A 19,781-nucleotide genomic window follows, 5' to 3' on the forward strand; every position below is an offset into this window, starting at 1 on the left:
CATGGAACCCTTACCCTTAAGAGACATACATCTCCCAGAATCCATCGACTGGTGGCCGCCGGCACCCGGCTGGTGGCTTTTACCCATCGTACTGGTCCTGCTGATCGCGGGACTGCGTTACCTTTACAAACGCTTGACGCAAAAAACCGCGTTGAAAAGCGCGCAAGCACTGCTGAAAAGCCTACGCTCAAACCACGCCGACCAATTACAAACACTGACCGAACTGTCCGCCTTGTTGCGGCGCACGGCCATCAGCATCGACCAAAGCGGCGACGTAGCGGGTTTGCATGGTCAGGCCTGGCTGGAATATCTGGATCGCGCAATGCCGGACCGCCCGTTCAGCCAAGGCACGGGGCGCTGCCTGGCGGATGCGCATTATCGCCCCGGCATTGGCGAAGAGCTGGATCTGACCGCGTTGTTTGCGCTGTGCGAACGCTGGCTGAAGCAGCAGGACAAAAAAGCATGATCGTCTTTGAATGGCCCTGGCTGGCCTTTTTAATGCCCCTGCCGTTGCTGTTGCGCTGGCTGTTGCCCGCCAAACCACAAGTCGAGCAGGCCGCGCTGATCGTGCCGTTTTTGGATGATTTGCCCGGCAACGCCCCGATGCAGGCCAGCACGGGCAAGCGTTGGCCGCTGCGAATCGCGGCGCTGGCCTGGATTTTTTTGCTGATCGCCTGCACCCGGCCGCAATGGCTGGGCGAACCGCTGGAGTTGGCGGTCAGCGGCCGCGACTTGATGCTGGCCGTGGATGTATCCGGCAGCATGGAAGAAAAGGATTTCGTCATCGACGACAAGCGTTACGACAGGTTGACCGCCACCAAATTCGTGGTCAGCGATTTCGTTTTGCGCCGGGTCGGCGACCGTATCGGCCTGATTTTGTTCGGCACCCGTGCCTATCTGCACGTACCCTTGACCTTCGACCGCAGGACCGTGCAAACCCTGCTCAACGAGGCCTTTATCGGCATTACCGAGGACGAGCCGCAAACCTCGATCGGCGATGCGATTGGACTGGCCGTCAAACGCTTGCAAGCCGAAAAATCGGACAGCAAGGTGTTGATTTTATTGACAGACGGCGCCAATACCGCCGGCGAATTGACACCGTTGAAAGCCGCCGAGATCGCCGCCGAACAACATTTGAAAATCTACACCATCGGCATCGGCGCCGATGAAATGCTGGTGCGCAGCCTGTTCGGCACCCGCCGCGTCAACCCTTCCGTCGATCTGGACGAAAAAACCCTGCAAGCCATTGCCGATACGACCGGCGGCCGTTATTTCCGCGCCCGCAACACCGAGGAGCTGAATCAGATTTACGCCATTCTCGATGAATTGGAACCCGTGGAGAAGGACAAGCAGTTTTTCCGCCCCAAAGCCGAGCTCTATCCCTGGCCGCTGGCCATGGCTTTGATTTTGGCGGCCATGCTGGTAGGCTACCGATTGAGGTGGTTTTGATGCTGGCCGATTTTCACTTTCTAAGACCCTGGTGGCTGCTGGCCCTGCTGCCGGCCGCTATCCTGCTGTATTTACTCCGCAAAAATAAATTTCAGCGCGGCGATTGGACCCGCGTCTGCGACGCGGAATTGTTACCGTATATTTTACTGGAACAACCGCCGCAAACCCGCCCCGGCGGCGGGTTGCTCGCGGTGCTGGCTACCTTGTCATGCATTCTGGCATTGGCGGGCCCGACCTGGGAACGCCTGCCCGGCCCCGCATTTCGCAACGATTCCGCCCTGGTCGTCGCACTGGATTTGTCGGAATCGATGAATGCCACCGACATCAAGCCCAGCCGCATCAGCCGCGCCCGCTACAAGATCGCCGACATTCTGAAGCAGCGCAAGGACGGCCAGACCGCCTTGCTGGTGTATAGCGGCGACGCCTTTACCGTGACGCCGCTGACCACCGATACCGCCACCATCAACAGCCAGCTGGAAGCCCTGACCACCGACATCATGCCCAGCTCCGGCAGCAACACCCGGATTGCGCTGGAAAAGGCCGTGGATTTATTGCGGCAAGCCGGCCTGGCGCAGGGCCATATTTTGCTGGTGACCGACGGCGCCGATGCGAATAGCGTAACGCAGGCCGAGCGCATGCTGGGTGATTACAAATTATCCGTGCTGGGCACGGGCACGCCGGAAGGCGCGCCGATTCCCCAACCGGGCGGCGGTTTCCTGAAAGACGCTGCCGGCAACATCGTCGTGGCCAAACTCGACCTCGATCAACTGAGCCAGTTGGCAGCGGCTGGCCACGGGCTCTTTCAAACCGTGACCGCGGACGATGACGACATCGAACGCCTGGGTGCTTTGTTCAATGACGCCGTAAACCGCGAAAACAGCGCGCAAACTGATTTGTTGCTGCAACAATGGGATGAAAAAGGCCCCTGGCTGCTGTTGCTGGTACTGCCATGGGCCGCGCTACGCTTTCGCAAAGGCCTGTTGCAGTTTGCCTTGTTGTGCCTATTGTCATGGGCCATGCCGCAAGACGCCTTGGCGCTGGATTGGCAAAGCCTGTGGCAAACAGCCGATCAACGCGCGCAGCAGGCTTTTGCTGAACAACATTACGACCAGGCCGCCGAACAATTCAACAATCCCGAATGGCGCGCCGCCGCTCAATACAAGGCCGGCCAGTACCAACAAGCCGCCGAAACCCTGAAAGACACCCAGACCGCCGACGGCCATTACAACCGTGGCAACGCCCTGGCCAAAGCCGGACAGCTGCAAGAAGCCCTGCAAGCCTATCAACAAGCGCTGAAACTCGATCCCCAGCATGCCGATGCAAAGTTCAACAAAGAACTGGTGGATAAACAGTTACAGCAGCAAAAGCAACCACAAAAACAGGATCAGTCATCTCAAGACCAGCAACAAAAATCGCAGAATCAACAACCTGATTCAACAGATAGTCAGCAATCGCAGGATCGGCAGTCGAGTTCAGGCGATCAACCGCAAGACCAAGGACCGGAGAAAGCACAGGAAAACGCCCAATCCGACGCCAAACAAACAAACCCTCAGCCAAACGAGGACAAACGGCAGCAACCGGAACAACAAAGCGATAAACCCGACGATGCCCGCCGTTCGTCGAATAACCCTAAACCCGAACAAAGCCGGCAAAAAGAGCCGCCAACGCCCAATAATGCCGAGCAGGAAGAGGCCCAGCGCGCCAACGATAACGCATTGAAGCGCATTCCGGACGAACCGACCGGCTTGCTGAAGCGCAAATTCAAATATCAATACGGCCAACGCAGCCCGCCCCCCCACGACGGCCCAGCTTGGTAAACAACTGGCCGCTTCTCTGTAAGGCAATCATCCCGTTGCTTTGAGGCTGTTTTAATCCGTCCACCTCAATCCATCAACGCGACCTACCCATAAAGTCTGCGATGGATTGGTTATTGGACTTCGCCTCGCCCGTTTACGCAGGGCGACGGTTATTTCAACCCTCCAGGCTATTGGGATGATCCCGAAAAAATCATTTTGTCCACGAAACACACGAAACCTGTCCTGAGCAGGGATGAAGGAATCACGAAAAGTTTCAAACCGTTATCACCTCAAAGAGCAGTACCGAACAGGTGAATTGATAATATTCATAACGCAATGATTTCTTTCGTGCTTTTCGTGGACTTGCTGCCGTCATTAGAATGCAGCCAGCCCATTCAACTCGCGAGAGTTCCCCAACCCCATGTCGTTGAGATTCAACCATGAAAATTAGCCGAATTGTATTTTTTGCCTTGTGTTTGACCGCACTGGCATGTTCACCGGAAAAACCCGTCGAAAACAAACCCGAAACCTATCAGGTCATCAATCCTCTGGTAAAGGACACCAGCTACACCAGCGAGTATGTCGCCGAAATCCAGTCGGTCCGCTATGTCGAGGTCAGGAGCAAAATCAAGGGCTTCATCGAAAAAAACTATGTTGACGAAGGCCAGGCCGTCCAAAAAGGCCAGTTGTTGTTTTCCTTGAGCTTTTCCGAATTCGAAAAGGAATTGCAAAAAGCCGAGGCCGATTACAAAGCGTCACTGGCCGATCTGAAAGCCGCCGAAGTCGAGTTGAATAACGTGAAACACCTGGTGGAGAAAAACATCGTTTCCAAACCGGAACTGGATGTATTGCAGGCCAAGGCCAATGCCTTGAAAGCCAAGGTTGAGGAAGCAGTCGCGCACAAGGAACAGGTGGCCTTGCATCTGTCTTTCGCGCAGATCAAGGCGCCCTACGACGGCATCATCAACCGTATTCCGCACAAAATGGGCAGTCTGATCGAGGAAGGCGACATGCTGACCTCCATTTCGGACAATCGCGAGATATTCGCCTATTTCCATTTATCTGAAATCGATTACCTGAATTACATCGGCAACGAGGAAAAGGAAACAAAAACCGTTGTGCTGAAACTGGCCAACAACGACCTTTATCCGCATAAAGGCAAAATAGAAACCATCGAAAGCGAATTTGACCGGGAAACCGGCAATATCGCGTTCCGTGCCAGATTCCCGAATCCCGAGGCCATTTTGAAACACGGCGCCAACGGCAAGATCGTCATCAACAAAATACTGAAAAACGCGCTGATCATTCCGCAAAAATCGACCTTCGAAATTCAGGACCAGCTTTATGTCTTCGTGGTCGATAAGGACAACATGCTCCGCCAACGCAAAATCGTGCCGAAAATGCGCTTTACCGATTTTTACGCGGTCGAATCCGGCTTGACGAAAAACGACAGAATCGTCTTCGAAGGCGTCGAAAATGCGAAAGACGGCGCCAAAATCGAGCCCGTCCCCATCGACTTGGCCGCAGCCGTGCCTGCTGAGCCTCAGCATTAGGCGGGTGACATCATGATGACAGTCAAATTCATTCATCGCCCGGTATTGTCCATCGTCATATCGGTGCTGATCACCCTGATGGGCTTGCTGGCCTTGATCCAGCTGCCCGTCACCCAGTTTCCGGACATTGCGCCGCCCGAGGTCACCGTCACGACCAAATTCACCGGCGCCAATGCCGAAGTCGTGGTCAAGGCGGTCATCACGCCGCTGGAACGGGCCATCAATGGCGTGCCGGGCATGAGCTACATGTCTTCGGTGGCCGGTAACGACGGCAGCGGCTTGATCAGCATCGTGTTCAAGCCCGGCACCGACCCCGACGTGGCGGCGGTCAACGTGCAGAACCGGGTGTCCGCGGTCGTGGACGAATTACCGGAGGAAGCCATTAAGGCCGGCGTCATCGTCGAGAAAGTGCAAAACGCGATGCTGCTCTATATCAACATCTTGAGCGCCGATCCGACGGTTGACGAAAAATTCCTGTTCAACTTCACCGACATCAATGTCCTGAAAGAACTCAAACGTATAGAAGGCGTCGGCTTTGCCGAAATCCTGGGGTCTCGGGAATACGCGATGCGGGTCTGGCTGAAACCCGACAAATTGCTGATGTACAACCTGTCGGCCACTGAAATCGTCGAAAAACTGCGGGCGCAAAACGTCGAGGCGGCGCCCGGCAAGATCGGCGAAAGCTCGGGCAAGGAAGCGCAATCGCTGCAATACGTGTTGCGTTATACCGGCAAGTACAACACCCGGGAAGGCTATGAAAACATCGTATTGAACAGCGGTGAGGATGGCGAAATCGTGCGCTTGAAGGACGTGGCCGACATCGAATTCGATTCCAAGGATTACAACGTCCTGTCCAAGGAAAACGGCCAGCCGTCGGCGGCGATTTTGTTGAAGCAGCGCCCCGGCAGCAACGCCAAGGAAGTCATAGAAAACATCAAGAAAACCATGGCGGAGATCAGGGTCAACAGTTTTCCGCCCGGCATGGACTATACCGTCAGTTACGACGTATCGCTGTTCCTGGATGCGTCGATACACGAGGTACTGAAAACCTTGGTCGAGGCCTTCGTATTGGTGGCTCTGGTGGTGTTCGTATTCCTGCAGGACTGGCGCTCGACGCTGATTCCTATCATCGCGGTGCCAGTGTCGCTGATCGGCACCTTTTTCTTCATGCAATTGCTGGGTTTTTCGCTGAACCTGATCACGCTGTTCGCGCTGGTGCTGGCCATCGGTATCGTGGTCGATAACGCCATCGTCGTGGTCGAGGCGGTGCACGCCAAGATGGAGCATTCGCACATGGGGCCGCGACGCGCCACCGAGCATGCGATGCGCGAAATCAGCGGCGCGATCATCGCGATCACACTGGTGATGTCGGCGGTATTCATTCCGGTGGCGTTCATGGAGGGCCCGGAAGGGGTATTTTACCGGCAGTTTTCGCTGACGATGGCGATCGCCATCGTGCTGTCGGGCGTCACCGCATTGACGCTGACGCCGGCCTTGTGCGCGATGTTTTTGCAGAACCTACATGGCGATAGCCACCACACGCCAACCCGGCTGCAAAAATTGTTTGCCGGCTTCAACCGCTGGTACGACGGTCTGGCCGAGCGCTATAAGACCATCATCGCCGCAATTGGTAATCGCAACGTGGTGACCTTTGCGATATTGCTGGGCTTCTCGGTCGGCGCCGGTCTGATAGGCCGCTCCGTGCCGACGGGCTTCATTCCCGAGGAAGATCAGGGCACCATTTACGCCAACATCACCACACCGTCCGGCGCCACGCTGGAGCGCACCGAAAAAGTCTCCAACGAGGTGCAGCGCATCGCCTCGAGCCTGGACGAGGTTGCTTCGGTTTCCAGTCTGGCCGGCTTCAGCATTCTGTCCGACGGTACGGGGTCCGTGTACGGCATGAATCTGATCAACCTGAAAAACTGGGAAGAACGCGAAGCCTCCGACAAGGACATCATTCGCGCGCTGGAAGAAAAAACCCGGCATATCAAGGACGCCACCGTGGAATTCTTCACGCCGCCGCCGGTGCCGGGCTACGGTAATTCCAGCGGTTTTGAAATGCGCTTGCTGGACAAAACCGGCTCCGATGATCTTGCCCGTTTGCAAAAAGTGGCTGACGACTTTGTCGAGGAGCTGAACAAACGACCGGAGATTACCAACGCCTTCACCACGTTCAATGTCAGCTTTCCGCAGTTTGTGTTGCATATCGACGGCGACAAGGCCGCGCAAAAAGGCGTCACCGCCGACAATGCGATGAGCACGCTGCAAACCCTGATCGGCAGCGAATACGCCACCAACTTCATCCGCTTCGGCCAGATGTACAAGGTCATGGTGCAGACCTTGCCGGAATACCGCGCCCAGCCCGAAGACCTGATGGAACTGTACCTGAAAAACGACGCCGGCAAGATGGTGCCCTTTTCGTCGTTTCTGACCGTGGAAAAAGTCTACGGCCCGGAACAGGTGACCCGCTACAACATGTACCCTTCGGCGATGGTCAACGGCCAGCCGGCACAGGGTTACAGCAGCGGGCAGGCGATTGCGGCCATCAAGGAAGTCGCGGCCGAAAATTTGCCGAAGGGTTTTGGTTACGATTGGGCCGGCTCATCGCGGGATCAGGCCAATGCCGGCCATCAGGCGATTTTCATCTTTTTGATTTGCCTGACCTTCGTCTATTTGCTGCTCGCCGCGCAATACGAGAGCTTTCTGTTGCCGTTCGCGGTGATTCTGTCGCTGCCGATCGGCGTGTTCGGCGCCTTGGGCTTTTTGTTGCTGATGGGACTGGAAAACAACATTTACGCGCAAATCGCCATGGTCATGCTGATCGGCATTCTCGGCAAGAACGCGATTCTGATCATCGAGTTCGCCGCCTTGAAACATAAGGAAGGCATGTCGCCGTTCGCAGCCGCCATCGAAGGCGGCGTGTTGAGGCTACGGCCGATTCTGATGACCTCGTTCGCCTTCGTGGCCGGCCTGCTGCCGTTGATGTTTGCTTCCGGCGCCGGCGAGATCGGCAATAACACGATAGGTTCGGCCGCGGCCGGCGGCATGATATTCGGCACGATATTCGGCGTCATCGTCATTCCGGGCTTGTATGTGACCTTTGCCGGCATCGCCGACAAACATCATCGCAAAGGCCAAAAAGAAGAAGCCCCTTTCACCGAGACCCTTTAATCACCCATGAAACCCAGATATTACTATCCATTAACTTTCTCGTTGCTGGCCCTGGTCGGCGGCGGTTGCGGCAATCTGAACACCGATTTAGCCATACCCGACCTGCCGATGCCGGCCAGTTTTCGCGATCACCAGGATAAACCAGAAAATGCCCCGGTCACCCAGATCGACTGGCGCGAGTATTTCGCCGATCCCAACCTGCTGGCGCTGATCGATAAGGCGGTCGCCAATAACCACGATCTGCAGATCGCCCTGCAACGCATCGAAACGTCCAGGGCCAGCGTCAAACTGGCCAATGCCGCGATGTTGCCTAAGGTGAATTTGAACATCGGCGGCGGCGTGCAAAAGTTTGGCCTCTACACGATGGATGGGGCCGGTAACGCGTCTACCGAAATCACGCCCGGCCAGATTGTGCCGGAACATCTGACCGATATGTTCGTCGGCCTGCAATCGTCCTGGGAAATCGATGTCTGGGGCAAATTGAAAAGCCAGCGCAACTCGGCCGCCGCGACCTATCTGTCCAGCATCGATGCCGCCAATTTGGTGATTTCCAATCTGGTGGCCGACGTCGCGGTTTATTACAGCGAATTGCTGGCACTGGACCATGAACTGGAGATCATCAGACGCACCATCGCCAAGGAGCAGGAAGCCCTGGACGTCATCAAACTGCAAAAAGAAGCAGGCCGGGCCAATGAATTGGCGGTGCAGCAATTTCAGGCGGAATTGTTGAATACCCAAGTCTCGGAAAAAAACACCCTGCAAAAAATCGCCGAAACCGAAAATCAGATCAATTACCTATTGGGCCGTTACCCACAACCGATCGAGCGATCAACACAGATCTTTTTTTCCGAGAAATCTCATGAACTGTCGGCGGGCGTGCCGTCGCAGTTGCTGGAAAACCGTCCGGACGTGCGTGCGGCGGAACTGCAAATCGAAGCCAGCCAATTCGATTTGAAAGCGGCCAAGGCGGCTTTTTATCCGAATGTGAACATCTCGGCGACCTTTGGCTTTCAGGCCTTCAATCCGGAGTTCTTGTTCACGACGCCAGCCTCGATTGCCTATTCGGTTTTTGGTCAGATGATCGCGCCCATCATCAACATGAAGGCCCTCGAAGCGCAGTTCAATACCGCCAAGGCCAACCAATTGAGCGCGATGTACAACTATCAAAAAACCATTTTGAACGCCTATGTCGAAGTCGCCAATCAACTCAGCAACATCAAGAATCTGCGGGAAACCAGCACATTGAAAAAACAACAGAGCGACGCCTTGAAGCAGTCGGTCGATGTCTCCAACGAGCTGTACAAGGCCGCCAGGGCAACCTATCTGGAGGTGCTGATTGCCCAGCAAAGCGCGTTGCAGTCCAATCGGGAGTTGATCGATGTCACCAAGCAACAGCGTATCGCCAGAATCAGCCTCTATAAAGCCTTGGGCGGCGGCTGGAGATAAATATGCGCAAAATTTGCCTGCGTGGGATGACAACTTGACATCGCCCTGTTCGTCAAGGCCAGAGCGGATCGAGCCGTAAGTGAAGCGCCCATTCCCGAACAAAAAGGCCTCCTGGTTGAAAGCCCGCATCGTACTACGATGGTTTGATTTTCCGAAATTATGGCCTAACCGCGCACAGTATCGTTATTCACTATGGACACTATGGACATTGGATTAAGGATAACAAGGTCTTAACCAGCTCTGATACTGTCTGTGCGGCAAAGTGGAATGATGACCCTGTAATTCAATTTACTCCCTTTTAAGCGAGAAAACGTCCTGGAATGGCAATCTGTGGGGTATGCCTGGCGAATCGGAGTCGGGCAACAGCTGCCGCCAAGCCCCATGGACGGGTTCACGGTGTTCCTCGATAGGCATATCCCCCACCAAATAAACTTGAACGATTATTTAGTAACGCTCATGAAGGCTGGGCATCGCCCCGGCAAATGAAAATAGCCTTCGGGGTAAGGTTGCTTGCCGGACAGGCCGCCGTGAATACATCCATATAGGCTCGACGGCGGCATCCTTGCCGCCGACGCCTGTCCAACAAGCAACTGCACCCCCACTTTTGCTACCTTCAGAGTAAGAAGGGAGTAAACGGCTTTGAAAAGCCATAAAAATAAGCACGAGGATACTCGCGAGCTTTTTGGCTCATGCGGTGGTTGCTCTTTGAAGAACGGCGGCGGGCAATCCGATTACTTGCGCTCATATTGAGGCCGATCAGTTTTCACCTTCGCTTTTGGAAATAAGCACCTTGTCCACACGATTTCCATCCATATCGACGACTTCGAACCTCAAGCCGCGGAATTCAAAATGATCGGTGGCTTTGGGCACATAGCCAAGGTGCAACAATATGAAACCGCCAACCGTATTGAAACGGACATCGGCTGTTTCGGATAGCTCATCCAGGTCGAATTGTTTCTGGAATTGGTGAATGTCGACCATGCCATCCACCAGCCAGGAACCATCCTCGCGCTGCAAGATTTCCGGCCTGTCTTCTAGCGGACTGGTCGCCAACGTACCTACAATCGCTTCCAATACGTCACCCAAGGTCACCAAGCCATTGATTTCGCCATACTCATCGGCGACCAGGGCTGTGTGCAAGTGGGATTGCTTGAATTGCTCGAGCAAGCCCATCAGGCTTATGGAATCGGGCACGTACAATGCCTTGACCATGATCTGGTTTAGATTGGGTTGGTCGCCCATCAGTACCCGGTCGAGAATATCCTTGACCTTGATAAAACCAACCACCGTTTCCAGCCCGCCGGAACAAAGCGGTAAGATGCCGTGCGAATTTTCGACGATCAATTGGCGGTTTTCCTGGAACGGCTTGCGCAGATCGAGCCAGACGATGTCCTGACGCCAGGTCATGATGGAAGCCACGTTGCGCTTATCGAGCCTCAGGATATTCTCCATGAAACGGAATTCGGCCTCTTCGAGCACGCCTTCCTCGGTGCCTTGCGCCAGCAGCAACTTGATTTCTTCCTCGGTCATCGACGGTTCGTTTTTCGGCTTGATGCGCAGCAGCCATAACGTGACTTCCGTCGCCAAACTCAGCAGTTTCACTATGGGTAAGGCCAGCAAGGACAAGCCGTGCATGGGGCGCGCAATCAGCGCGGCGATGCGTTCCGGAAAATTCAGCGCCAGGCGCTTAGGCACCAATTCACCAACAATCAGGGATAAAAAGGTGATCGATAGCACCGTCGCCACCAAGGCCAGTTTTTCAGCGTAAGCGGCGAAAAACGGGAATGACTGCAGCCAGGGTATTAACGGTTCGGCAATGGCTTCTTCGCCCAAGGCGCCGCTGAGAATGCCGATCGAGGTAATTCCCACCTGTATCGTCGAAAGAAAGCGGGTGGGTTGCTCCGCGAGCTCCAATGCCTTGGACGCGCCATGGTTGCCGCGTTCGCCCATTTGTTGCAAGCGAACCTTGCGGGACGAGACGACGGCCATTTCCGACATCGCAAATACGCCGTTCAGGGCAATCAACAATAAAATCAAGCCAAGTTCAAAAGACATGCAATAACCGCTCTTCGCCAAAATAAAATTCAATGTGGGGGATAATCTGAGCAATCGAGATTCCAAGAGTTTCAATGATCTGGATCACGCCTGATCATGCATGGTATCACTTGCCATTTTTCGAGTAATGCAATAGTTGTCGATTTGCCGCACAGTAAAATAGCCATCAAACTTCAGAACTCTTGATGGTTCATACGGTATAACCTTTCAACACAAAACATATTTCAATGAGAATTCTATTGGTCGAAGATGATGCCGTTCTAGGCGATGGCTTGTCCCGCAGTCTAAGCGACTGGGGATTCGATGTCACCTTGGCAGAAACGGGTAGCTATGCCGACAGCGCCTTGGCAACGCAACCCTACGACATGGTCATTCTGGATCTCGGGTTGCCCGACATGGACGGACGCGAGGTATTGCGACAATTACGCGGGCGAAAATCAGCGATACCGGTATTGATACTGACGGCGCGCGATGGGCTCAACGATAGGATCGGTGGCCTCGAGCTAGGCGCCGACGACTATATGAGCAAGCCTTTCGAACTACGAGAGTTGGAGGCTCGAGTCAGAGCCTTATTGCGCCGCAGTCTAGGCGGTTTCGACCATGACCTCCGCTTCGGCCGCTTGACACTGAACACCCGCGATCAGCAAATCTCGATCGATGGCCACGCTTTGGGATTACCGCCGCGAGAATATGGGGTATTGGAAGCCTTGTTGCTGCATAGTGGGCGCGTGGTCAGCAAGGATAGTATCGCTCAGCGCCTGGCCGTGCATTCGGAAGAACTGGCAGACAATGCCATCGAGGTTTACGTGCATCGGCTACGCAAACGCCTGGAGCCCTTGAACATTAACATTCGAACCGTACGCGGACTCGGCTATCTGTTGGAGCATAGTCATGATGCATAAGTCCAAAAGCCTGAGGGCGCAGTTAATAGGAAGGCTGACATTGCCCTTATTGGTTGTCGTGATACTGGATGCGGTCACCTCTTATTATGTCGCCATGTATTTTACCGACCAGGCTTATGATCGTTGGTTGCTGGATTCGGCTAAATCCTTGGTACAAGAGGTTAAGGTTAAGGATGATCACGTTACCTTCGAATTGCCCCCGGTCGCCACGGAAGTGTTCCGTTGGGACGACATGGACGAAACTTTTTATAAGGTGGAATCGGAAAACCTTGGATTCATGGCAGGGGATGACAGCCTTCCCAGTCCTGCTATCTCTGAATTAAAAAAGGATAGACCGTATTTTTTTAACAGTGAAATCGACGATCAAGCGGTTCGGGTGGTGTCGGTACTGACCATTCCCGAGTCCAGTGCCGAGCAAGTCTTGGTGTCAGTGGCCGAAACCGTCAATAAGCGGCGCGATATGATGAGCGAAATGCTGATGGCCGTGATTCTGCCGCAAATTTTTCTGGTTTTGATTACCGGCTTTCACATTTGGACCGGTGTCAATCGAGGTTTAAGTCCACTCCATGACTTGGCGAGGACGATTGCCAACCGTTCGGCCAAAGACCTCGATCCTATTCCCGATACCGGCGTTCCGTTGGAAGTACGCTCATTAACCCATACGATCAATGGTTTATTGCAAAGACTGGGGTCAACACTGATTACGCAACAACGCTTCATCGAAAACGCGGCGCATCAACTCAGGACGCCGTTGGCCGGTTTAAAAATTCAGGCAGAGAGAGCGCTCGGCGCCGACAACCCGGAAACCATGCGGTTGGCGCTATCGCATATTCAGAATTCGGCTAATCGTGTCGCCCACTTAAACACGCAACTATTGGTACTTGCACGCTCGGAAACGATCTCGCATAGCCTGCCGGAGTTTCGCTTAATCGACTTGACCCGATTGGTACGCGAATGTTGCATGGATTGGGTGCCCAAGGCGCTAGAACGCAAAATCGAATTGGAATTCGATGCGCCCGATGTCGCCGTCCAGATTGATGGAGATGACATTCTGCTGCGTGAATTGCTAGGTAATCTGCTGGACAACGCCATCAACTATGGCAGAGCGGGCGGACATATCGGCGTCAAACTCGAGTGCTCTTCTGATATTTCATTGATCGTGGAAGATGATGGCTCCGGGATTCCGCTCAGCGAACAAGACAAGATTTTCGAACGCTTTTATAGGATTCCCGGCAGTCCCGGCGATGGCTGCGGACTGGGTTTGGCCATCGTCAAGGAAATTGCCGATCTGCATGCGGCGCGAGTCAAAATCGGCAACGAGTCATCCAATCAAAAGGGGACGCGGATCGCAATCGTCTTTGTCGGACAATAATTTTGCAGCTCTTTAATGTCATTGATTCAGCAATTGAAAGGTTTATGTAAGGTTGGCTAACTAAAATCTCGATCTCTGTCGTTGATAATCGAGTGTCATGCCTGCGCGTCATCTCTACCCCCCCTTGCTTTATCCCATCCTGCTAATACTCGGCCTCCTGTTGGTGTCGGGTTGCGCGCACCACAAAAATCCGGACGAATCCATTGAACATTCGTCGTCAACCGCTTAAAGGGCTCTTGAAGACTTACGCCTCCAAACGAACGCCAATCGGCAAAACCACTCAACATGAAAATTAGCCAACTATTACTGATTGCTTCGTGCTTGGCGACCGTGGCATGTAGCCAGGAACAAGAAATCGACAAAAAGCCAGAAAGGTTTCAGGTTACTACACCGCTAATCAAAGATACCCCGTACACCAGTGAATACGTGGCCGAGATTCAATCGGTCAGGTATGTCGAGGTCAGGAGCAAAATCAAGGGCTTCATAGAGAAAAACCATGTCGACGAAGGGCAGACCGTCAACAAGGGACAGTTATTGTTTACTTTGAGTTTTTCCGAATTCGAAAAGGAATTGCAAAAAGCCGAGGCCGATTACAAAGCGTCACTGGCCGATCTGAAAGCCGCCGAAGTCGAGTTGAATAACGTGAAACACCTGGTGGACAAAAACATCGTTTCCAAGCCAGAACTAGAGGTGTTGCAAGCCAAAACCAACGCATTAAAAGCCAAAGCCGAAGAGGCGGTCGCGCATAAAGAGCAGGTTGCATTACAACTTTCCTTTGCCCAAATCAAAGCACCTTACGACGGCATCATCAACCGTATTCCGCATAAGATGGGTAGTTTGGTGGAGGAAGGCGACATGCTGACCTCCATTTCGGACAATCGCGAGATATTCGCCTATTTCCATTTATCTGAAATCGATTACCTGAATTACATCAATAGTCCGGAAAAAGACGCCAAAACCGTCCAGCTCAAACTCGCCAACAATGAACTTTATCCACATATCGGCAAAATAGAAACCATAGAAAGCGAATTCGATAAAGAAACCGGCAATATCGCTTTCAGGGCGCGATTCCCTAATCCCGATGCGATTTTGAAGCATGGGGCAAACGGCAAAGTCATCATCGATAAAGTGCTGAAAAATGCGTTGATCATTCCGCAAAAATCCACGTTTGAAATTCAAGACAAACTTTATGTGTTTGTCGTCGACAAGGACGACACCTTAAAGCAACGCAATATCATTCCTCGCATGCAATTGACCGATTTTTACACGGTGGAATCCGGTTTATCCCCGAACGAAAGAATTGTGTTCGAAGGCGTCGAAAGCGCCAAAGATGGCAGCAAAATAAACCCTGTTCCGCTTGATTCAGCAACGGGAATGTCTTCTTCCAGCGATCAAGAATAAGCAAGCCATACCATGATAACGACTAGATTCATCCATCGCCCGGTACTTTCCATCGTCATGGCCATTCTGACCATTTTGATTGGTTTGTTGTCGGTCACCCGACTTTCCGTCACGCAGTTTCCGGACATTGCGCCGCCGGAGGTCACCGTCACCACTAAGTTTATCGGCGCCAATGCCGAGGCGTGCGTCAAAGCCGTGGTCACGCCGCTGGAACGCGCCATCAACGGCGTGCCGGGTATGGCCTATATGTCTTCGGTTTCCGGCAACGACGGCGTCAGCGTCATTCAGATTATCTTCAAAGCGGGGGTCGATCCCGAAGTGGCGTCGGTCAACGTGCAAAACCGGGTAGCGTCGGTGTTGGACGAACTGCCCGAAGAAGCGATCAAAGCCGGGGTCATCGTCGAGAAAGTCCAAAACAGCATGCTGCTGTACATCAATATTCTCAGCAACGATCCGACTTTGGATGAAAAGTTTCTTTACAACTTTACCGATATCAATGTACTGAGGGAATTGAAACGCATCGAGGGCGTGGGCTTTGCCGACATCATGGGCGCCAGGGAATATGCGATGCGGGTTTGGCTAAAACCTGAAAAATTGCTGATGTACAACATTTCCCCGACCGAGGTGATCGAGCAATTGAGAGCCTACAACGTGGAAGCCGCGCCCGGCAAGATAGGCGAAAGCTCCGGACGGGATGCGCAATCCATGCAGTACATTTTGAAATATTCCGGCAAATACAATACCGTCGAAGACTATGAAAACATCGTCTTGAGCGGGACTCGCGAGGGCGATATTTTGAGATTAAGAGATGTCGCCGAAGTCGCTTTCGATTCGCAAGATTACGATGTGCTTTCCAAGGAAAACGGTCAGCCCTCGGCAGCCATCATGCTGAAACAGCGGCCCGGCAGCAATGCCAAGGAAGTCATCGCCAACATCAAGGCTACCATGGAACAGATAAAGGCCGATTCGTTTCCACCCGGCATGGACTATAGCCTGAGTTACGATGTGTCCAAATTTTTGGATGCCTCCATTCACGAAGTCGTCAAAACCTTGCTCGAAGCCTTTGCGTTGGTGGCCTTGGTAGTGTTTGTTTTTCTGCAGGACCTGCGGTCCACGCTGATTCCCGTCGTCACCGTGCCCGTTTCGCTGATAGGCACCTTTTTCTTCATGCATGTGATGGGATTTTCGTTGAATTTGATCACCTTGTTTGCACTGGTGCTGGCGATCGGTATCGTCATAGACGACTCCATCGTCGTGATTGAAGCGGTGCATGCCAAATTGGAACAAGGCAATATCGGCCCGAAACGGGCCACCGAGCAAGCCATGCGGGAAATCAGCGGTGCCATTGTCGCAATCACCTTAGTAATGTCGGCGGTGTTTTTGCCGGTTTCTTTCATGGAAGGGGCGGCTGGCATTTTTTTCCGGCAATTTTCGTTAACCATGGCGTGTGCCATCGTGCTTTCGGGTATCACCGCCTTGACACTGACCCCAGCTCTTTGTGCTTTTTTTCTGAAAGCCATGCATCACCACGAAACGCAGCAAAGAACCGGCCTGCAAAAATTCTTCGCGGGTTTCAATCACTGGTATAACGGCCTGGCCGGGCGTTATCAAACCCTGATCAGGCTGATCGCCAATCGCAGACTCATTACCTTTGGAATTTTACTCGGGTTCTCGTTCGGCGCGGGTTTGATCGGCAACCGGGTGCCTTCCGGCTTTATTCCGCAAGAAGATCAAGGCACTATTTACGCCAATATCACTACGCCGTCCGGCGCCACGCTGGAACGCACCGAAAAAGTGGTGGATGAAGTCCAGCGCATTGCGTCGGATATGGATGCGGTGGAGTCGGTATCCAGTTTGGCCGGATTCAGCGTGCTTTCGGACGGAACCGGGGCGGTTTATGGCATGAATCTGATCAGCTTGAAGGACTGGCAGGACAGAAGCGTATCCGATAGAGAGGTCATCAAACTGCTGGAAGAGAAGACTCAACATATCAAAGACGGCAGCATCGAGTTTTTTACGCCGCCGCCGGTGCCGGGTTTCGGTAACTCCAGTGGTTTTGAAATGCGCTTATTGGATAAGACCGGCGGCAGTCTGGAAAATTTGCAGAACGTAGCCGACGCCTTTGTCGAAGAACTCAACAAGCGCCCGGAAATCAGTAACGCGTTCACGACATTCAATACGCGATTTCCCCAATTTCTATTGCATGTCGATATCGATAAGGCCGCACAAAAAGGCGTGACCACCGAAAACGCCATGAGCACCTTGCAAACCTTGATCGGTAGCGAATACGCCACCAATTTCATCCGCTTCGGCCAGATGTACCGGGTCATGGTGCAAGCCTTGCCGGAATACCGCGCACACCCGGATGATTTGCTGAAACTCTACATCAAGAACAAAGAAGGGCACATGGTGCCGTTTTCGGCTTTTTTGCGCGTGGACAAAGTCTATGGCCCCGAGCAAGTGACCCGCTATAACATGTACACCTCGGCCATGATCAACGGCCAGCCGGCCGAAGGTTATAGTAGCGGTCAGGCCATTGAAGCCATCAAACAGGTGGCGGCGCAAAAATTGCCCAAAGGCTTTGGTTATGACTGGGCGGGTTCTTCGCGCGATGAGGCCAATGCCGGCCATCAGGCCATTTATATTTTTCTGATTTGCCTGTTGTTTGTCTACCTGCTGCTGGCCGCCCAATACGAGAGCTTCCTGTTGCCCTTGCCGGTGATCCTATCCTTGCCGATCGGCATCTTCGGCGCCTTATGCTTTTTGTTGCTGATGGGACTGGAAAACAATATCTACGCCCAGATCGCCATGATCATGTTGATCGGTATTCTGGGCAAAAACGCCATTTTGATCATCGAATTCGCCGCCTTGAAACACAAACAAGGCAAATCCCCGTTTGAAGCCGCCATCGAAGGCGCCGTTTTGCGTTTACGTCCCATCTTGATGACCTCGTTCGCCTTTGTCGCCGGTTTGATTCCGTTGATGTTCGCCTCGGGCGCCGGCGAAATCGGCAACAACACCCTGGGTTCGGCGGCAGCCGGCGGCATGATATTTGGTACCGTCTTCGGCGTCATCGTCATTCCGGGCTTATATGTGGTGTTTGCCGGCATCGCCGACAAACATCGGCGCAAGGATCAAACCGAAAAAGCGCCATTCACCGAGACATTCTGATTGCTGATGAAGCCGAGATACTATTATCCGTATGCTGTTTGCTTGCTAGCCTTGGCCGGCAATGGCTGCAGCAATCTGAACACCGATTTAGCCATACCCGACCTGCCTATGCCGGCCAGTTTTCAGGATCACCAGGATAAACCAGAAAATGCCCCGGTCACCCAGATCGACTGGCGCGAGTATTTCGCCGATCCCAACCTGCTGGCGCTGATCGATAAGGCGGTCGCCAATAACCACGATCTGCAGATCGCCCTGCAACGCATCGAAACGTCCAGGGCCAGCGTCAAACTGGCCAATGCCGCGATGTTGCCTAAGGTGAATTTGAACATCGGCGGCGGCGTGCAAAAGTTTGGCCTCTACACGATGGATGGGGCCGGTAATGCATCCACCGAAATCACGCCCGGCCAGATTGTGCCGGAACATCTGACCGATATGTTCGTCGGCCTGCAATCGTCCTGGGAAATCGATGTCTGGGGCAAATTGAAAAGCCAGCGCAACTCGGCCGCCGCGACCTATCTGTCCAGCATCGATGCCGCCAATTTGGTGATTTCCAATCTGGTGGCCGACGTCGCGGTTTATTACAGCGAATTGCTGGCGCTGGACCATGAACTGGAGATCATCAGACGCACCATCGCCAAGGAGCAGGAAGCCCTGGACGTCATCAAACTGCAAAAAGAAGCAGGCCGGGCCAATGAATTGGCGGTGCAGCAATTTCAGGCGGAATTGTTGAATACCCAAGTCTCGGAAAAAAACACCCTGCAAAAAATCGCCGAAACCGAAAATCAGATCAATTACCTATTGGGCCGTTACCCGCAACCGATCGAGCGATCAACACAGATCTTTTTTTCCGAGAAAGCGCACGAACTGTCGGCCGGCGTGCCGTCGCAGTTGCTGGAAAACCGTCCGGACGTGCGTGCGGCGGAACTGCAAATCGAAGCCAGCCAATTCGATTTGAAAGCGGCCAAGGCGGCTTTTTATCCGAATGTGAACATCTCGGCGACCTTTGGCTTTCAGGCCTTCAATCCGGAGTTCTTGTTCACGACGCCAGCCTCGATTGCCTATTCGGTTTTTGGTCAGATGATCGCGCCCATCATCAACATGAAGGCCCTCGAAGCGCAGTTCAATACCGCCAAGGCCAACCAATTGAGCGCGATGTACAACTATCAAAAAACCATTTTGAACGCCTATGTCGAAGTCGCCAATCAACTCAGCAACATCAAGAATCTGCGGGAAACCAGCACGTTGAAAAAACAACAGAGCGACGCCTTGAAGCAGTCGGTCGATGTCTCCAACGAGCTGTACAAGGCCGCCAGGGCAACCTATCTGGAGGTGCTGATTGCCCAGCAAAGCGCGTTGCAGTCCAATCGGGAGTTGATCGATGTCACCAAGCAACAGCGTATCGCCAGAATCAGCCTCTATAAAGCCTTGGGCGGCGGCTGGAAATAATGACCAAGGCCCTGCG

At 53.4% G+C, this 19,781-nt stretch carries 12 protein-coding genes; 11 read left to right on the top strand and 1 reads right to left on the bottom strand.

Annotated elements, in window-relative coordinates; genetic code table 11:
• The first annotated feature begins 1 nt into the window (after window position 1).
• From NM686_RS21010 to NM686_RS21035, 6 genes are all read left to right on the top strand, one after another.
• Window positions 2-466, top strand: coding sequence for a DUF4381 domain-containing protein (locus tag NM686_RS21010; RefSeq protein WP_255189758.1), 465 nt, complete (start codon window positions 2-4; stop codon window positions 464-466).
• Window positions 463-1,449, top strand: a complete 987-nt coding sequence (locus NM686_RS21015; RefSeq protein WP_255189759.1) for a vWA domain-containing protein — start codon at window positions 463-465, stop codon at window positions 1,447-1,449. Before NM686_RS21010 ends, NM686_RS21015 begins: the two co-directional genes overlap by 4 nt.
• Complete coding sequence (locus NM686_RS21020) at window positions 1,449-3,266, top strand: VWA domain-containing protein (protein WP_255189760.1); 1,818 nt, start codon at window positions 1,449-1,451, stop codon at window positions 3,264-3,266. Before NM686_RS21015 ends, NM686_RS21020 begins: the two co-directional genes overlap by 1 nt.
• 419 nt (window positions 3,267-3,685) lie before the next feature.
• Window positions 3,686-4,798: an efflux RND transporter periplasmic adaptor subunit gene (locus NM686_RS21025; RefSeq protein ID WP_255189761.1), complete on the top strand. Its 1,113-nt coding sequence runs from the start codon at window positions 3,686-3,688 to the stop codon at window positions 4,796-4,798.
• A 15-nt stretch (window positions 4,799-4,813) separates the two neighbouring features.
• Window positions 4,814-7,972, top strand: a complete 3,159-nt coding sequence (locus NM686_RS21030; protein ID WP_407942392.1) for an efflux RND transporter permease subunit — start codon at window positions 4,814-4,816, stop codon at window positions 7,970-7,972.
• 6 nt (window positions 7,973-7,978) lie between these two features.
• The gene (locus tag NM686_RS21035) at window positions 7,979-9,418 is read left to right on the top strand and encodes a TolC family protein (protein ID WP_255189763.1); all 1,440 of its coding nucleotides are present in this window, start codon (window positions 7,979-7,981) and stop codon (window positions 9,416-9,418) included.
• 756 nt (window positions 9,419-10,174) lie between these two features.
• Here the strand turns inward: NM686_RS21035 and NM686_RS21040 are convergent.
• Window positions 10,175-11,473 carry a hemolysin family protein gene (locus NM686_RS21040; protein ID WP_255189764.1) on the bottom strand — a complete coding sequence of 433 codons (1,299 nt, stop codon included), beginning with the start codon at window positions 11,471-11,473 and terminating at the stop codon, window positions 10,175-10,177.
• Between the two features lie 227 nt (window positions 11,474-11,700).
• On the opposite strand from NM686_RS21040, the gene NM686_RS21045 reads away from it, so the two are divergent.
• From NM686_RS21045 to NM686_RS21065, 5 genes are all read left to right on the top strand, one after another.
• Complete coding sequence (locus NM686_RS21045; protein WP_255189765.1) at window positions 11,701-12,375, top strand: response regulator; 675 nt, start codon at window positions 11,701-11,703, stop codon at window positions 12,373-12,375.
• A complete protein-coding gene (locus NM686_RS21050; RefSeq protein WP_269023017.1) occupies window positions 12,368-13,747 on the top strand; it encodes a sensor histidine kinase in 1,380 nt (459 codons plus the stop codon). Before NM686_RS21045 ends, NM686_RS21050 begins: the two co-directional genes overlap by 8 nt.
• A 285-nt stretch (window positions 13,748-14,032) precedes the next feature.
• Window positions 14,033-15,148, top strand: coding sequence for an efflux RND transporter periplasmic adaptor subunit (locus NM686_RS21055; protein ID WP_255189767.1), 1,116 nt, complete (start codon window positions 14,033-14,035; stop codon window positions 15,146-15,148).
• Between the two features lie 12 nt (window positions 15,149-15,160).
• The gene (locus NM686_RS21060; protein ID WP_255189768.1) at window positions 15,161-18,319 is read left to right on the top strand and encodes an efflux RND transporter permease subunit; all 3,159 of its coding nucleotides are present in this window, start codon (window positions 15,161-15,163) and stop codon (window positions 18,317-18,319) included.
• A gap of 6 nt (window positions 18,320-18,325) precedes the next feature.
• A complete protein-coding gene (locus tag NM686_RS21065; protein WP_255189769.1) occupies window positions 18,326-19,765 on the top strand; it encodes a TolC family protein in 1,440 nt (479 codons plus the stop codon).
• The last annotated feature ends 16 nt before the right edge of the window (window positions 19,766-19,781 follow it).

This window comes from Methylomonas rapida, assembly GCF_024360925.2.
GTDB lineage: Bacteria > Pseudomonadota > Gammaproteobacteria > Methylococcales > Methylomonadaceae > Methylomonas > Methylomonas rapida.

Excerpts from the sequence above, each read along its gene's own strand:
- NM686_RS21010 (WP_255189758.1), top strand. The coding sequence starts at position 2 with ATGGAACCCTTACCCTTAAGAGACATACATCTCCCAGAATCCATCGAC.
- NM686_RS21015 (WP_255189759.1), top strand. The coding sequence starts at position 463 with ATGATCGTCTTTGAATGGCCCTGGCTGGCCTTTTTAATGCCCCTGCCG.
- NM686_RS21020 (WP_255189760.1), top strand. The coding sequence starts at position 1,449 with ATGCTGGCCGATTTTCACTTTCTAAGACCCTGGTGGCTGCTGGCCCTG.
- NM686_RS21025 (WP_255189761.1), top strand. The coding sequence starts at position 3,686 with ATGAAAATTAGCCGAATTGTATTTTTTGCCTTGTGTTTGACCGCACTG.
- NM686_RS21030 (WP_407942392.1), top strand. The coding sequence starts at position 4,814 with ATGACAGTCAAATTCATTCATCGCCCGGTATTGTCCATCGTCATATCG.
- NM686_RS21035 (WP_255189763.1), top strand. The coding sequence starts at position 7,979 with ATGAAACCCAGATATTACTATCCATTAACTTTCTCGTTGCTGGCCCTG.
- NM686_RS21040 (WP_255189764.1), bottom strand. The coding sequence starts at position 11,473 with ATGTCTTTTGAACTTGGCTTGATTTTATTGTTGATTGCCCTGAACGGC.
- NM686_RS21045 (WP_255189765.1), top strand. The coding sequence starts at position 11,701 with ATGAGAATTCTATTGGTCGAAGATGATGCCGTTCTAGGCGATGGCTTG.
- NM686_RS21050 (WP_269023017.1), top strand. The coding sequence starts at position 12,368 with ATGCATAAGTCCAAAAGCCTGAGGGCGCAGTTAATAGGAAGGCTGACA.
- NM686_RS21055 (WP_255189767.1), top strand. The coding sequence starts at position 14,033 with ATGAAAATTAGCCAACTATTACTGATTGCTTCGTGCTTGGCGACCGTG.
- NM686_RS21060 (WP_255189768.1), top strand. The coding sequence starts at position 15,161 with ATGATAACGACTAGATTCATCCATCGCCCGGTACTTTCCATCGTCATG.
- NM686_RS21065 (WP_255189769.1), top strand. The coding sequence starts at position 18,326 with ATGAAGCCGAGATACTATTATCCGTATGCTGTTTGCTTGCTAGCCTTG.